Consider the following 13029-nt stretch of genomic DNA (forward strand, 5'->3'; position numbering starts at 1 on the left):
TTCCAGCTGATTCACCGCTTTCGCGAGCAAGCTCGCTCCCACAGGCGGTGGGGGGCTGTGTTCTCTAGAGCCGGTGGGCGTTGAGTCCGCCCACCGGAGCAAGGGTCAGTAGCGGATCATTACCGATTTCAACTCGGTGTAGTCATCGATGAATGCGCTGCCGAATTCCCGGCCGATCCCTGAAGACTTGCTGCCGCCAAAAGGTACGGCCGGGTCGAGCAGGGTGTGCATGTTGACCCACACGGTGCCGGCTTCGATGGCCGGGACCATGCGCAGGGCTTTGCTCAGGTCTTGGGTCCAGAGGCTGGCGCTGAGGCCGTAGGGCGTGTCGTTCATCAGTTCCAGCAGTTCTTCTTCCGTGTCGTAGGGGAAGAACGTCGCGATCGGGCCGAAGGTTTCTTCGTTGAGCAGGGCGTCGTCGCGGCGGTTGGCGAGGATGATCGTTGGCTCGACGTAGCAGCCCGGTCCTTCGATCAGCTTGCCGCCATGGACGATGGTGTTGTTCTGCGCCCGGGCCTTGGCGAAGAACTCGCCGAGCTTGCGCTGATGCGAGTGGTTGGTGACCGGGCCGAACTCGGTGCGTTCGTCCAGGGGCGAACCGATGGTGAGTCGGGCCAGGCGCTGGGCGAGTTTTTCCATGATCGGCTCGATCTGTGAACGATGGACAAAGAACCGTTCCGCCGCCGCGCAGATTTGCCCCGAATGCAGGAAGCCGGCTTCGATGATGCCGTTGACCGCCACCTCTTGGTCGACATCGCGCAGGAAGCCCGCGGCATTTTTCCCACCCAGTTCCAGGGTCGACCGGGTCAGTCCGGCGCCCATGGCTGCCTGGCCCACGGCGAGGCCGGTGGGTACCGAACCGGTGAACGAAACCTTGTTGGTGCCTGGGTGCTCGATCAACCCTTTGCCCACCTGGCCGCCACCGGTGACCACGTTCAGGGCGCCCGCCGGCAGGCCGGCCTCGATCGCCAGTTCGGCAATGCGCAGGATGGTCAGCGGCGTGAACTCGCTGGGCTTGATGATGATGCTGCAGCCGGTCACCAAGGCTGACGCCAGTTTCCAGATGGCGATCATGGTGGAGAAGTTCCACGGCACGATGCCCACCACCACCCCGACCGGTTCGCGCAGGGTGAACGCGGTGTAGCGTTCTCCGGCGAAGGAGGGCAGTGACGGGGTGATCGTCTCGCCGCCGATCTTGGTGGCCCAGCCGGCGTAGTAACGCAGGAAGTGCGCCGCCTGGTCGACCTCGAAAGCGCGGGAAATGTGGATGATTTTTCCCGACTGGCAGGTTTCGATCTGGGCCAACTCTTCGCGGTGCTGCTCCAGCAGGTCCGCGAGCTTGAGCAGCACCTGGCCACGAACCGCCGGTGCGGCCTGGGACCACTGCCTGAAGCCGCGTCGAGACGATTCCACCGCGTGATCGATATCGGCCGTACTGGCGTCGCTGACCTGGGCGATGACGTGGCCGGTGGCCGGGTTGATGACGTCCAGCGTCTGGCTGCCTTGGCTTTCGACGTAGCGACCATCGATGAACAGTGCGTGACGCCGGCCGAGAAAGGCTTCGACCTGAGGCAGTAGGGCAATATCGCTCATGGGTGTTTCCTATCGCGAAGGGAAAGCCCCGAGGTTAATCGCTGCGCGGCGGCCCGGCTTGACTGTGCCTGCCGCGCGGCATGTGCGTGCCTGCCAGGACGTGGCCCTGGCAGCCAGGAGCAAGGCCTTCAGCAGCCAGGTACAAGCCAGCGGCGCGTGTTTGCGGTCAGATCAGTGTTTCGACTCGATGGCAAAGGAGCGGGCGATGTTTCTCCAGACCAACCGACACAAACTGGCGTTGAGCGCCCAGGTGCAGCGAGCGCTGGCCGGCGACACCGAGGACACGCCGATGCTCGACGCGTACCCGCCGTTGCGGGCATGCCTGGCCCAACACGCCCGGCAAATGGCGAGCAGCGCCGAGCGTTGCCTTCAGGTCGAGGCCCAACTGGCCGAGCAGGCCGCGCGGTGGCAGCAGGGCGAGCGCGAACGGGAGATGTTGCGCCAACAACTGGAACAGACTCAAGGCCGCGAACAGTTGTTGGAACGCCAACGGGACGAATACCGTCAGCAAGTGCAGCAACACCACCAGGAAGCGCAGATCTGGGCGTTGTTGCAATCGACGCTGACCGAGGGCTGCTGGGACATCACGGTGGTCAACGGCGACCTGCAGCACCCGGCCAGCAGCATGCGTTTTTCCAGCCAGTTTCGCGCGTTGCTGGGCTATGGGACGGACGAACTGCCCGATGGCTGGGATGCCCAGGTCGGCATCACGCATCCGGATGACCTGCCGAAGATCATGGCGATTTTCGACCGCGAGATCCTCGGCACCCAAGGCAGTGGCGAATACGTCTTCGAGTACCGCATGCGCCACAAGAGCCGCGACTACATTTGGTGCCGCGAACGCGGACGGGCGGTGCGCGATGCCCAGGGACGGCTGGTCCGGGTGATTGGTGCGGTGCGCGACATCAGCGACGAGCGCTCGGCCCAATCCACCCACCACCGCATGCTGGAGCAGAACCAGGTGACCTACGCCCAGATCGCCACGGTGGTCGGGGTGATCAAGGGCATTGCCGACCAGACCAACCTGCTGGCCTTGAATGCCGCGATCGAAGCCGCCAGGGCCGGTGAGGTCGGGCGGGGGTTCTCGGTGGTCGCCGACGAGGTGCGCAAACTGGCCGAAAGCACGCGCCAGGCCACGCATCAGATCCAGACGATGTTGCACCAGCACAAGCAATAGACGCACGGGGAGCTGCCGCCGCCGGCAGCCCCCACGCCTTCAGAACGGCACCGCCACCACCAACTGGCTGTAGACGTTGGTGCCGTTGCCGCCGACCTGGTTGCCGCCGCTGTTGTCATCCTTCTCCGGCTTGTACAGCCCCAGCAGCGGCGTGACGATCAGGTGTTCGCTCACGGCCCATTCGACATACAGGTCCAGCTCGCGCCCATCGAGGTTCAACGCCTGGCGGTCGTGCAGGGTCTGGTAGTCGAAGAACAGCGCGCCGACGGTCACGGTGTCCGTCGGCTTGAGCTTGAGGCCGACGTGCTGGATGGCCGTGTTGCTGTTGAACGGCCCGGAATAGTTGCCGGCCACCTCGCCCTGGAACCAGGTGCCGTAGCCTCGGCTCAGGCCGTTGAACATCGAGTCCCAGTTCTGTGAGTAGCGGCTGTAGCGATAGGTCAGGTCCGGTGTCCAGGGCAGGTCGGCGAAGGTGTAGCCGGCCTCGGTGTACCAGGCTTTTTCCGGGCCGGCGTCCTTGTCCTGCCAGGCGTATTCGAAAGCGAAGTGGGCGTTTTCGATGCCGGCGTTGCCGCTGCCCCGCAGGCTGTAGATGTTCATGCCTTCGCGCTGTTTCTGGAAGTCGCTGGCGTAGTGGTCATCGACGTCGATGCCGTGGATGTAGGTCAGGCCCAGGGTGCCGGGCGCGGTGGTGTATTCCAGGGTGCCGGCGGCCATTTCGGTGTTGGCCTGGGCGCGGTTGTCGGACTTGATCCACATCAGGCTGCCATGCACGCCGTCCTTCGCTCCCAGGCGCAGCACGGCGGTCTTGTCGAAGGCGTGGCGGGCGGCCAGGTAATAGGCGCCACCGCGATTGAGGTCGCCGTCCGCCGGGCCCTTGCCCAGGTTCAAGCCGTCGTCGTTGATGATGAAGCCGTCACCGAGGGTGATCACCTGGCGACCGTAGGAGAGGTCGACGCCGTCCTTGCCCAATACCGGGAACAGGTCCCCCGAGCGCCAGCCGGCGAAGGCCTCATCGAATTTCGTGGTGCGCTCCGAGCCATCGCTCAGGCCGGCCGGGTCACCGTCGCCCCAGGTGCCGGAGCTGACCAGGTTAGCGGTGCCGTAGACACTGCCCATGCCGGCCAATGCCTGGTCGATACTCAGGCCATACTTGATGAAGCCTTCGCGCCAGCTGGAGCCGCCACCGGTGCCATCGTAGTTCTTGCGGCTGTTGAACATTCCGTAGACCGCGAGGAAGTTCCCGGTGACGGTGGTGTCCTGGTCGGCGTAGAGCTCAAGGGCCTGGGCCGATGAGTCGGCAACCAGCAGGGCGATGCCCAGGCCGATGGCGTTGCGCAGTAGCGGTGTGTGGCGTGTGTGCTCCATGGTGTTTTTCCCCAGTGTAATAGGACGGCAGAGTGCTCATTAAGGGGAGCTGCGCGGGGGGAAGTCTTTCACCTGGCTGCCAGGGAATTGATCCAGCCCGCCAGGCCGCGGGCGCTGGCAGGCAGCAACAAGAGTGGCGGCAGACATGGGCAAGACGCCTGTGGCGCGGCGGCGCAAAGTGAAGCTGCACGCAACGCCGTTTCGATCAGGGACTGGCTGGGGGGCTTGAATGCCGGCTCCTGGACGGCTGTGGCACCTCTACTAAAAAATCCGCTTCTCGAGGATCTGCACCATGTCGATCAATGACCGACTCACCGCGCACTTGAACCGGGGCACGGTGGGATTTCCCACCGCCCTGGCCAGCACCATCGGCCTGATCATGGCCAGCCCGGTGATTCTCACCGCAACCATGGGCTTCGGTATCGGTGGCAGCGCCTTCGCCGTGGCGATGCTGATTGCCGTGGTGATGATGCTGGCCCAGGCGACCACATTCGCCGAGGCCGCGTCGATCCTGCCCACCACCGGCTCGGTCTATGACTACATCAACTGTGGCATGGGGCGTTTCTTCGCGATCACCGGCACGCTGTCGGCCTACCTGATCGTGCACGTGTTCGCCGGCACCGCCGAGACCATCCTGTCCGGGGTCATGGCGCTGGTGAACTTCGAGCACCTGAACACCCTGGCCGAGTCTGCCGGCGGTTCCTGGTTGCTCGGGGTCGGGTTCGTCATTGTGTTCGGGGTGCTCAACGCGTTCGGCGTCAGTGCGTTCGGCCGAGCCGAGATCATCCTGACCTTCGGCATGTGGACCACGTTGATGGTATTTGGCGTGCTCGGCTTGATCGCGGCGCCAGCGGTGCAACTGGAAGGCTGGTTCGGGGTTTCGCTGGTGGGCACCGACCTGATCACCATCCTCTCGCTGGTGGGCATGGCCATGTTCATGTTCGTGGGCTGCGAGTTCGTCACGCCTCTGGCGCCGGACCTGCGCCACTCGGCCAAGGTCATGCCCAGGGCGATGATCCTCGGCTTGCTGAGCGTCGCCTCGTGCATGTTCATCTACGGCGCGGCGATGAAACGCCAGGTGGAGAACGTGCTGCTCGATGCCGCCAGCGGCGTGCACCTGCTGGACACGCCCATGGCGATTCCGCGCTTCGCCGAGCAGGTCATGGGGGATATCGGCCCGCTGTGGCTGGGGATCGGCTTCCTGTTTGCCGGCGCGGCGACCATCAACACCCTGATGGCCGGCGTGCCGCGGATTCTCTACGGGATGGCGGTGGACGGCGCATTGCCCAAGGTCTTCACTTACCTGCACCCGCGTTTCAAGACACCCTTGCTGTGCATCCTGGTGGCGGCGTTGATTCCTTGCCTGCATGCGCTGTGGCTCGGTGGCAACACCGACAACATCATGCACCTGGTACTAGCGGCGGTGTGTGCCTGGAGCTTTGCCTACCTGCTGGTGACGGTGTCGGTGGTGAGCCTGCGCATTCGTCGGCCAGACCTGCCGCGGGCCTATCGCTCGCCGTTCTTTCCGCTGCCACAGATCCTGTCCAGTGTCGGCATCCTCCTGGGCATGTGGTTCATCACGCCGCCCGGCATGAACCCAGCCGACATCTACATCCCGTTCGCGGTGATGCTCGGTGGCACCGCGGCCTACGCCTTGTTCTGGACCCTGGTGGTGCAGAAGGTCAATCCATTCATGCCAGCGTCGGTGGAAGACGTGCTGGCCAAGGAGTTTTCCCATGAGCCAGGGCAACCTGCCGGCGAGTTTATCGACCGTGCTGCAAAGACTGTCTGAGCGCTTGCGCGCCCATCGCCACCCGGCCGGCTATCGGCCTGGGGTGACCCTGGAACACGTGCGGCGCAACCTCGGGCTGGCGCACTTCGTGTGGTCAGGGCCGACGACGGCTACTGTGGCCAGCGACGACGGCCGGCTGCAACTGGAGATTGTCGAGCGCACCGAATCACAGTGGCTGATGCACCTGGTGATGACCGAATTCGTGTTGCGCGTGCCTGCGTCGATGGAGGGCACGGCGCGCCTGGAGCTGCACCACGGCGGGGCTATTCGCCGCAAGGGTCTGCGCTGTCGCCAGCGGGGTGCCGACCAGGCGCTGGCGGCCCGGTTGCAGGCGGCGGTAACGCACGATCAGGGGTTGTACCAGGCGCTCATGCCGCTGGATTTCAAGCGCCTGCGCATCGACCTGCACGAGCGCCAGTGGTGCGTGCGCCTGGAACACATGGGCGGCAGCGAGGTGGTCAACCGCATGCCGGCCTTTCGGCGCTACATCGCGCTCGGAGGCGAACAACGCGCAGCCTTGCTGGCATCCCTGAGCGGCCTGCAACGGGTATTGGCAAGCCTCTGACCCTGTAGTGCCGCCCTGGCATCAATCCTGCTTCTGCTCTGGCGATCAGGTATTTGTTGCGTGCATATAGATAACATGTTAACTATTGCCGCACAAAAACAATAAGCCACTGCGGAGAACGCCATGAGCATGCAACAGGTTGGGCAAGACGGGCTGGAGACCTGGAACCGGGACCTGCGCGCCACGTGTGGGTATTTCGAGACGGAGCTGGCTTTCAATCGTGCCTTGTTTATCGGCCAGGTCTCGAACTTCTGCCGCGGCGGTCTTTCCCTGTCGAACCTGCGCACCAACGCCGGTTCCATCAAGCGCCACTCGCCCAATCCCGACCACGACGACGATCAGGATTGCCTGCTGGTCAGCCAGCGCAGTGGCTATTGCCGCATCACCCAGAACGGCCTGAGCATCCAACTGGCCCCCGGCGAGTTGTTACTGATGGATTCGGCGGGCGCACTGGAGATCAGCCCGTTCGGCCTGATCGAGCATGCCGTGCTGTCCTTGTCTCGGCAGCAGGTGTCGAGGCAGTTGGGCGGGGACACCAGGACCTTCGGCAAGATCTCGTCGAGCAAGGCCTGCGGGCGGATGTTGCACGTGCTGATGGACCAGTTGTGCAAGGACACGCCGGACGGCGAAGGCGCGGCGGGCGAGGGCGAGGCCCTGCAGAGTGCGTTCGTGTCCTTGCTGGGCTCGGCGCTGGAGCACACGAGCGATGCCCGTGACGATGGCGCCGCGCTGCAGGGCAGCCATCTGCGCAGCTACGTGCAGAAGGTCATCGACGAATCCCTCAACCAGCCCGGCCTCAGCCCGGTGGGCCTGGCCAACCGCCTGAACATCTCGGTGCGCCATCTGTACCGGTTGTTCGAAGAACAGGACGACAGCGTCTGCCGTTACATCCAGCGAGCCCGGCTCAAGCGCAGCGCCGATGACCTGACCAACCCGTTCCTGCGGGACGAGTCCATTACCTCGATTGCCTACAAATGGGGCTTCACCGACTCGGCCCACTTCAGCCGCTCGTTCAAGAAGCAGTTCGAACTCTCGCCCAAGGACTTTCGCGCAAGCCATCTGCAACAGGCGCAGGGAGTGGCCTGAGACGCAGGAACGGTGCCCGCCGAACCGCCGCCATCGCGAGCAAGCCCGCTCCCACAGGCGGCGTTGTGGTGGATCCGAAATAGAAGGGAACACTGCTGAACCTGTGGGAGCGGGCTTGCCCGCGAAGGCGGTGGTGCTGTCCTCACCACCGCCCGCTGGATCGCCTCAGACTTCCGGCAATGTCGAACCGCCGTCGACCACCAGGGTCTGGCCCGTCACATAGGCGGCCAGGTCAGAGGCCAGGTATAGCATGGCGCCGGCAATGTCCCCGGGACGACCCAATCGCCCCAGTGGCACGCGCCGAGCGATGTCCTGGTTGAGGTCATCGTCACCGAGGTTGGCCATGGCCGGGGTCGCGATCATGCCCGGTTCGACACCGTTGACCCGCACCTGCTCGGGCGCCAGCTCCAGTGCCGCGTTGCGTATGAAACCATTGACCCCGGCCTTGGACGCGGCGTAATGGCTAAGCCCCGGGTACGCCACGCGCGGGCCGGTGACCGAGGACGTCACCAGCACACAGCCCTGGCCCTGGCGGCGGAACATCGGCAGCGCCGCCTGGGTCAGCCAGAACAGCGCCGACAGGTTCACCGCCAGGGTGCGTTCCAGCACCGCCGGGGTGATCTGCGCAAAAGGCGTCAACGGGAAGTAGCCGGCGTTGTGCACCAGCACGTCCAGGCGCCCCAGGCGCTCTTGCAGCCCGCCCATCATGGCCGATATCGCCGTGGCGTCCGCGAGGTCCACGCCCACCGCTTGCGCCTGGTAGCCGCCGGCCGTCAGCTCGCTGGCGAGGGCCTCGGCCCGCGCCAGGCCGAGGTCGGCGATCACCACCTGAGCCCCACGCCAGGCGAAGGCTTCGACAATGGCCCGACCAATGCCTTGGGCACCGCCAGTCACCAACACCGTCTTGCCGCTGAAATCCAGGTCATTGGCCATGGGTCACCTCCATGTGGCTGAACGCCAGGGTCGGTACGTCGACGATGCTCGAACCACCGTCGGCCACCAGCGCCACGCCGGTGATGATCGAGGCGTCCCGGGACGCCAGGAAACGACAGGCGAGGGCGATCTCCTCGGCGCTGGCGGGGCGGCGCAACGGCACGTCGGCGCAGACTCGGTCGTAGGCCTGTTGCAGCGTTTCACCGTGGAACTGCATCAGCACCTGCATTTCCTCATCGGCCATCGGCGTGCGGACCCAGCCCGGACAGACCGCGTTGACCCGCACGCCTTGGGGGCCGTAGTCCCGCGCCAGGGAGCGGTTCAGGCCCAGCAGTGCGTGTTTGGCGGTGGTGTAGCCGCACACTTGCGGCCCGGCCGCCAACGACGCGATGGACCCGATCAATACCACGTTGCCGGCGCTTTCCTGCAGCAAGGGCAGGCAGGCCCGCGCGCTGTAGAACGCGCTGTCGAGGTTGCTGCGCATGGCCGCGTCCCAGGCTTGCGGGCTGGTTTGGGTGGCGCTGCCCTGGCCCATGCCGCCGGCACAGGCCAACAGCACATCGAGTCGAGCGAAACGCTGGCGGATCTGCGCGATGAAACCGTCCCAGGTCGTCGGGCACGCGGCGTCGCCCACCAACACCAGGCCGCCGACTTCCCTGGCAAGGTCTTCCAGGGGCTCGCGGCGTCGGCCGATCAAGACCAGGTTGGCGCCTTCGGCGGCATACAACCGGGCGCAGGCGGCACCGATGCCGGTGCCCGCGCCGGTAATCACCACGGTGCGTGATTCAGGCATCGGGATACTCCGTCTGGTTGAGGACCTGGCAGTAGGAACTGACCGGGAAATTGGAGTATTCATCGAAGGACGCACCGGCGTAGCCGAAAATCTTGCCGTCGCTGCGGTGTTGTTGCAGGTCGATCAGCACCAGGCCGAGGGTCGGGATGATTTTTTCCCGCCAGACGAACAGATACAGCTGGTCGGCGACCTTGTAGGTGTCGCACCGGTCGGTGTCGCACAGGCCTTGTTCCACGCCCTTGAGGCACTGCCAGGCGTAGAACCGGTCATTGAGGTAGATGTGTTCGTAGACTTCGCTTGGGCTGTAGCGATACAGGTTGCGCAGCCCCACCAGCTCGTTGCTCGGTGCGTGCGGGCAGAGGCCGTCTTGCCAGGGCCGGTCGAGGCTGCCGTGGAGGAAGTCGACGCCGACGCTCGTCAGGGGCTTGCCCGCCAGGGCGCGGCCGTAGAGCCCTTCACGGGTTTGCTCTGGCTCGGGCATGCGCCCGATCACGGCGGTGAACGCAGCGTTGGCGGTGTCGAGCACCAGGCTGACCGACAGGGTCTGGCGGCCTTCGCCCTTGAGAAAGTCCACCAGGTACAGGCCCGGGCGAACCGATGTGGCGCGGTAGGGCGCGGTGCCGCTGGAGTGCCCGTCGGCGGCGTGCCAGGACAACGTGTCCTGCTCGAACCGATGCTCGATCTGCCAGCCATTGGCGAAGTTCAGGGTAAAGGTCTTGCCGCTCAGGTCTGCCAGGTTCGGCAGGATGAAGGCGTCGGGGGCAAAGCCATCGGCCAGGGCGCCGACGGTGATCCAGTCTGTAGATGTACTCATTGCAAGGCTCCGGTTGGGTGTAGTCACCCGCCGGATCATGGGCTCTGGGGCATCTGTGCACTATCAACCGGATGGTTGAACCGTTCAGAGAAACAGCGCGCTGACCAACTCGGTGCGACTGCTGACGCCGACCTTGCGGAACAGGTTGATCAGGTGAGTCTTGATGGTCGGCAAGCCGACGTTCAACTCCCGGGCCAGGTGCTTGTTGCTGACGCCCTCGCGCAGCAGCAGGGCGATCTGGCGCTCCTTGGGCGTCAAGCCGTCCAGGGCATCCGCCTGGGCAGGCAGGTGCGCCACCGCCAGTTGCAACAGGGTTTGCAACGCGCCGAGCTGGGACAACTGCTGAGGCGTGAAGGCGCCTTGTTCGGCGGTGCGCAATAACGAAATGGCGGCTTGCGGCTGGCCGTCCCGACGGGCGAAGACTTCCACCACATCCACTACGCCGTAGCGTTGCAGGAAGCTGCGGTAGCGCTGGCTGTCGCGCACCGGCTGGCGGGTCATCGCCAGGCCCAGCGGCACCACGGCCTGTTCATCGCAGACACAGTTGCGCGGTTGCAGCGGATCGAACTGGCGGTAGTTGTCCAGGTAGTCGCGGTGCATCTCGCCACTCATGCCGTGCAGGCTGAAGTCATGGGCTTGCAAGTGGCGGTCGACACAGTAGAAGGCCGCCCGGCTGGCGGGAATCAACTGGGTGAACGCGTGCAGGCAGTGGCCGGCGATGTCCTGGGTGGGAATGAGGTTCATGGGCGCAACCTTCGCAAGCACATTGCGGTTGAGGGAAGAACGTGAACCCCTACGGCCAGGGCGTTTTTGTGGCGAGGGAGTTTGCTCCCGAATCGCATAAAAGCGGGGCTGCTTCGCAGCCCAGCGGGAGCAAGCTCCCTCGCCACGGTCACGGTGCTCAGACTACCGCGAAGTAGTGCTTGACGAAACTCTCGCTGACCACTTCCCACAGTACCGGCGTGCCCTTGGTCACGAACCAGCTGTCGCCAGCCTTGTAGCGGGTGCTCTGGCCGGTGGCTTCGTCGGTGAGCACCACTTCGCCGGTGACCACGGTGGCTTGCTCGGCAAACGGATACACCATCCGGAACTTGCCCTGTGTGGTGCCGAAGTAGGCGCTGCTGACGGGATCGGTCGGGGCGCCGAAGGTCATCTTGCCGAAGGCCTTGACTTCGCCTTCGAGGATTTGCGAACCCAGGTCGGCGACGGTACCCCAGGCGTCCAGTTCGGACAGCTGGATGTCTTTCTTGAGGGTGATAAGGGGCATGGCGGTGACTCCTGATGATTGAAATAGAAAGCGGTGTGGTTGTCAGCGACGGCCGTTCCAGTAGCCCGACAGCTGGTGCCAGGACTTGCCGGCAGTCAGCAACAGCGGACGGATGGCGTCCTTGCCGATGATGGTCGGGCGCCTGACGGAACTGACCAGGTCATAACGCGCCGAACCTTCGCTCATGCCTTCGGCCAGGACCTTGCAGATGATGTGGCTCGGCGTGACGCCAAACCCGGAGTAGCCCTGGACGAAGAACGCATTGCGGCGGCCGGGCAGGGTACCGATCTGGGGGAACAGATTCGGGCTGCACGCCATCGGACCGCCCCAGGCGAGGTCGATCTTCACGTCCTTGAGGTACGGGAAAATCTTCAGCATCAGATTCCGGTTCCAGGCCTTGAGGTCCTGGGGAATGTGCTCCACCAGCGGCGTCGCGGCACCGAACAGCAGGCGGTTTTCGTTGGTAACGCGGTAATAGTCGATGACCGGGCGGATATCGCTGTAGGCACCGCGAATCGGGCTGATGCGTTGGATCAGCTCGTCCGACAGTGGCTCGGTCATCATCTGGAAGGCGTAGGTGTTGATCGTCGAGCGATGCAGTTCCGGCTCCAGTTTGTTGAGGAAACTGTCGCAGGCCCACAACAGCTTGCTGGCCTTGACCGAGCCGCGCCCGGTGCGCACGGTGATGCGCTCGCCATAACGGACTTCCAGGGCGGGGCTGTTCTCGTAGATCTGCACGCCGTGGCCGGCCAGTGCCTTGGCTTCGCCCAGCAGCAGGTTCAACGAATGCACATGCCCACCGCCCATGTGCAGCAATGCGCTGCCGTAGGCTTTGGAGCCGATGATCTGCTGGACGTCGGAGCCGCCGAGAAAGCGGATCTCGTGCTTGCTGTTGATCGACTTGAAGTCTTTTTCCCAGGCCCGCAGGGTTTTTTCCTGGCGGGCGTTGAAACCCATGTAGCCGTAGCCATGGCAGAAGTCGGCATCGATGGCGTACTTGGCGATGCGGTCCTTGATGATGTCCGCCCCCAGGTCGCTGATCTCGAAGACCTGGCGCAGACCGTCTTCGCCGACGTCCTTCTTGATCTTTTCCAGGTCATGACCGATGCCGGCCATGATCTGCCCGCCGTTGCGCCCGGTGCCGCCGAAACCCAGGTAGCGCGCCTCGAGCACCACGATGTTGGTGATGCCTTTTTCAGCAAGCTCCAGCGCGGTATTGATGCCGGAGAAGCCGCCGCCAATCACCACGACATCGGCTTCCACGTCCTGTTCCAGGGTCGGGAAACTGAGGTTGTACTTCTTGGTGGCTGTGTAATAGGTGGGCGTTTCGATATTGATCATGACGCAACCTGACAAAGTGAAAGGAGACTCCGTGCAAAGCGCTGCACGCGATGCCCCTATTAAGGGCCCAGGCGAGGGTGTTTGTCTTGATCATCCGTGCCGGGGCACTTGACCGAGCGCGCCATCGGCTTGGATCGGCACCATGAAAAGTACAATCTTGGATCTGGAAGGTGCATTTTTCGACGTCTTGCCAATGCCCATACTGGACCGGCCTCAATCATTTGATCCCGCTGTTTTCTGCACCACGAGCCTGCCGTGAGGTGCAAGGCCAGGCGGGATCGGCAGACGCCAATAATAAAA

Annotated in this window: 12 protein-coding genes; 4 read left to right on the top strand and 8 right to left on the bottom strand. The window is 64.2% G+C overall.

Going from position 1 to position 13029, the window contains the following annotated elements; all coding sequences use genetic code 11:
• Positions 1 to 105: 105 nt before the first annotated feature.
• Positions 106 to 1593: an aldehyde dehydrogenase family protein gene (locus V3H56_RS12285; RefSeq protein WP_042728387.1), complete on the bottom strand. Its 1488-nt coding sequence runs from the start codon at positions 1591 to 1593 to the stop codon at positions 106 to 108.
• 205 nt (positions 1594 to 1798) lie between these two features.
• On the opposite strand from V3H56_RS12285, the gene V3H56_RS12290 reads away from it, so the two are divergent.
• Entirely contained in the window at positions 1799 to 2770 is a 972-nt protein-coding gene (locus V3H56_RS12290) for a methyl-accepting chemotaxis protein (protein ID WP_338474693.1), read from the top strand.
• Positions 2771 to 2809: 39 nt separating this feature from the next.
• Here the strand turns inward: V3H56_RS12290 and V3H56_RS12295 are convergent, their stop codons facing one another.
• The gene (locus V3H56_RS12295) at positions 2810 to 4138 is read right to left on the bottom strand and encodes a hypothetical protein (RefSeq protein ID WP_338474694.1); all 1329 of its coding nucleotides are present in this window, start codon (positions 4136 to 4138) and stop codon (positions 2810 to 2812) included.
• A gap of 292 nt (positions 4139 to 4430) precedes the next feature.
• On the opposite strand from V3H56_RS12295, the gene V3H56_RS12300 reads away from it, so the two are divergent.
• The 3 genes from V3H56_RS12300 (at position 4431) to feaR (ending at position 7581) form a co-directional block, all read left to right on the top strand.
• Positions 4431 to 5930, top strand: coding sequence for an APC family permease (locus tag V3H56_RS12300; RefSeq protein ID WP_042728390.1), 1500 nt, complete (start codon positions 4431 to 4433; stop codon positions 5928 to 5930).
• Positions 5875 to 6495 (top strand): DUF3156 family protein, encoded by a 621-nt coding sequence (locus tag V3H56_RS12305; protein ID WP_080922012.1) that lies wholly within the window; start codon positions 5875 to 5877, stop codon positions 6493 to 6495. The genes V3H56_RS12300 and V3H56_RS12305 overlap by 56 nt, the downstream gene beginning before the upstream one ends.
• A 123-nt stretch (positions 6496 to 6618) precedes the next feature.
• A complete protein-coding gene (gene feaR, locus V3H56_RS12310) occupies positions 6619 to 7581 on the top strand; it encodes a transcriptional regulator FeaR (protein WP_042728391.1) in 963 nt (320 codons plus the stop codon).
• Positions 7582 to 7746: 165 nt separating this feature from the next.
• Here the strand turns inward: feaR and V3H56_RS12315 are convergent, their stop codons facing one another.
• The 6 genes from V3H56_RS12315 to V3H56_RS12340 form a co-directional block, all read right to left on the bottom strand.
• Positions 7747 to 8514 (bottom strand): SDR family oxidoreductase, encoded by a 768-nt coding sequence (locus V3H56_RS12315; RefSeq protein WP_047738090.1) that lies wholly within the window; start codon positions 8512 to 8514, stop codon positions 7747 to 7749.
• A complete protein-coding gene (locus V3H56_RS12320; protein ID WP_042728393.1) occupies positions 8504 to 9307 on the bottom strand; it encodes an SDR family oxidoreductase in 804 nt (267 codons plus the stop codon). The genes V3H56_RS12315 and V3H56_RS12320 overlap by 11 nt, the downstream gene beginning before the upstream one ends.
• Positions 9300 to 10121 carry a molybdenum cofactor biosynthesis F family protein gene (locus tag V3H56_RS12325; RefSeq protein WP_042728394.1) on the bottom strand — a complete coding sequence of 274 codons (822 nt, stop codon included), beginning with the start codon at positions 10119 to 10121 and terminating at the stop codon, positions 9300 to 9302. The genes V3H56_RS12320 and V3H56_RS12325 overlap by 8 nt, the downstream gene beginning before the upstream one ends.
• 84 nt (positions 10122 to 10205) lie before the next feature.
• Complete coding sequence (locus tag V3H56_RS12330; RefSeq protein WP_047738092.1) at positions 10206 to 10865, bottom strand: LuxR C-terminal-related transcriptional regulator; 660 nt, start codon at positions 10863 to 10865, stop codon at positions 10206 to 10208.
• Between the two features lie 157 nt (positions 10866 to 11022).
• Positions 11023 to 11388 (bottom strand): cupin domain-containing protein, encoded by a 366-nt coding sequence (locus V3H56_RS12335; RefSeq protein WP_047738093.1) that lies wholly within the window; start codon positions 11386 to 11388, stop codon positions 11023 to 11025.
• Between the two features lie 42 nt (positions 11389 to 11430).
• On the bottom strand, positions 11431 to 12729 hold the full coding sequence (locus tag V3H56_RS12340) for an FAD-binding oxidoreductase (RefSeq protein ID WP_042732511.1): 1299 nt from the start codon (positions 12727 to 12729) through the stop codon (positions 11431 to 11433).
• Positions 12730 to 13029 lie beyond the last annotated feature (300 nt).

This window comes from Pseudomonas sp. MS646 (assembly GCF_036693845.1).
Classification (GTDB): domain Bacteria; phylum Pseudomonadota; class Gammaproteobacteria; order Pseudomonadales; family Pseudomonadaceae; genus Aquipseudomonas; species Aquipseudomonas chlororaphis_E.

What these genes read in the sequence shown, in the direction of transcription:
- V3H56_RS12285 (WP_042728387.1), bottom strand. Translation starts at nt 1,593, where the DNA reads ATGAGCGATATTGCCCTACTGCCTCAGGTCGAAGCCTTTCTCGGCCGG.
- V3H56_RS12290 (WP_338474693.1), top strand. Translation starts at nt 1,799, where the DNA reads ATGTTTCTCCAGACCAACCGACACAAACTGGCGTTGAGCGCCCAGGTG.
- V3H56_RS12295 (WP_338474694.1), bottom strand. Translation starts at nt 4,138, where the DNA reads ATGGAGCACACACGCCACACACCGCTACTGCGCAACGCCATCGGCCTG.
- V3H56_RS12300 (WP_042728390.1), top strand. Translation starts at nt 4,431, where the DNA reads ATGTCGATCAATGACCGACTCACCGCGCACTTGAACCGGGGCACGGTG.
- V3H56_RS12305 (WP_080922012.1), top strand. Translation starts at nt 5,875, where the DNA reads ATGAGCCAGGGCAACCTGCCGGCGAGTTTATCGACCGTGCTGCAAAGA.
- feaR (WP_042728391.1), top strand. Translation starts at nt 6,619, where the DNA reads ATGAGCATGCAACAGGTTGGGCAAGACGGGCTGGAGACCTGGAACCGG.
- V3H56_RS12315 (WP_047738090.1), bottom strand. Translation starts at nt 8,514, where the DNA reads ATGGCCAATGACCTGGATTTCAGCGGCAAGACGGTGTTGGTGACTGGC.
- V3H56_RS12320 (WP_042728393.1), bottom strand. Translation starts at nt 9,307, where the DNA reads ATGCCTGAATCACGCACCGTGGTGATTACCGGCGCGGGCACCGGCATC.
- V3H56_RS12325 (WP_042728394.1), bottom strand. Translation starts at nt 10,121, where the DNA reads ATGAGTACATCTACAGACTGGATCACCGTCGGCGCCCTGGCCGATGGC.
- V3H56_RS12330 (WP_047738092.1), bottom strand. Translation starts at nt 10,865, where the DNA reads ATGAACCTCATTCCCACCCAGGACATCGCCGGCCACTGCCTGCACGCG.
- V3H56_RS12335 (WP_047738093.1), bottom strand. Translation starts at nt 11,388, where the DNA reads ATGCCCCTTATCACCCTCAAGAAAGACATCCAGCTGTCCGAACTGGAC.
- V3H56_RS12340 (WP_042732511.1), bottom strand. Translation starts at nt 12,729, where the DNA reads ATGATCAATATCGAAACGCCCACCTATTACACAGCCACCAAGAAGTAC.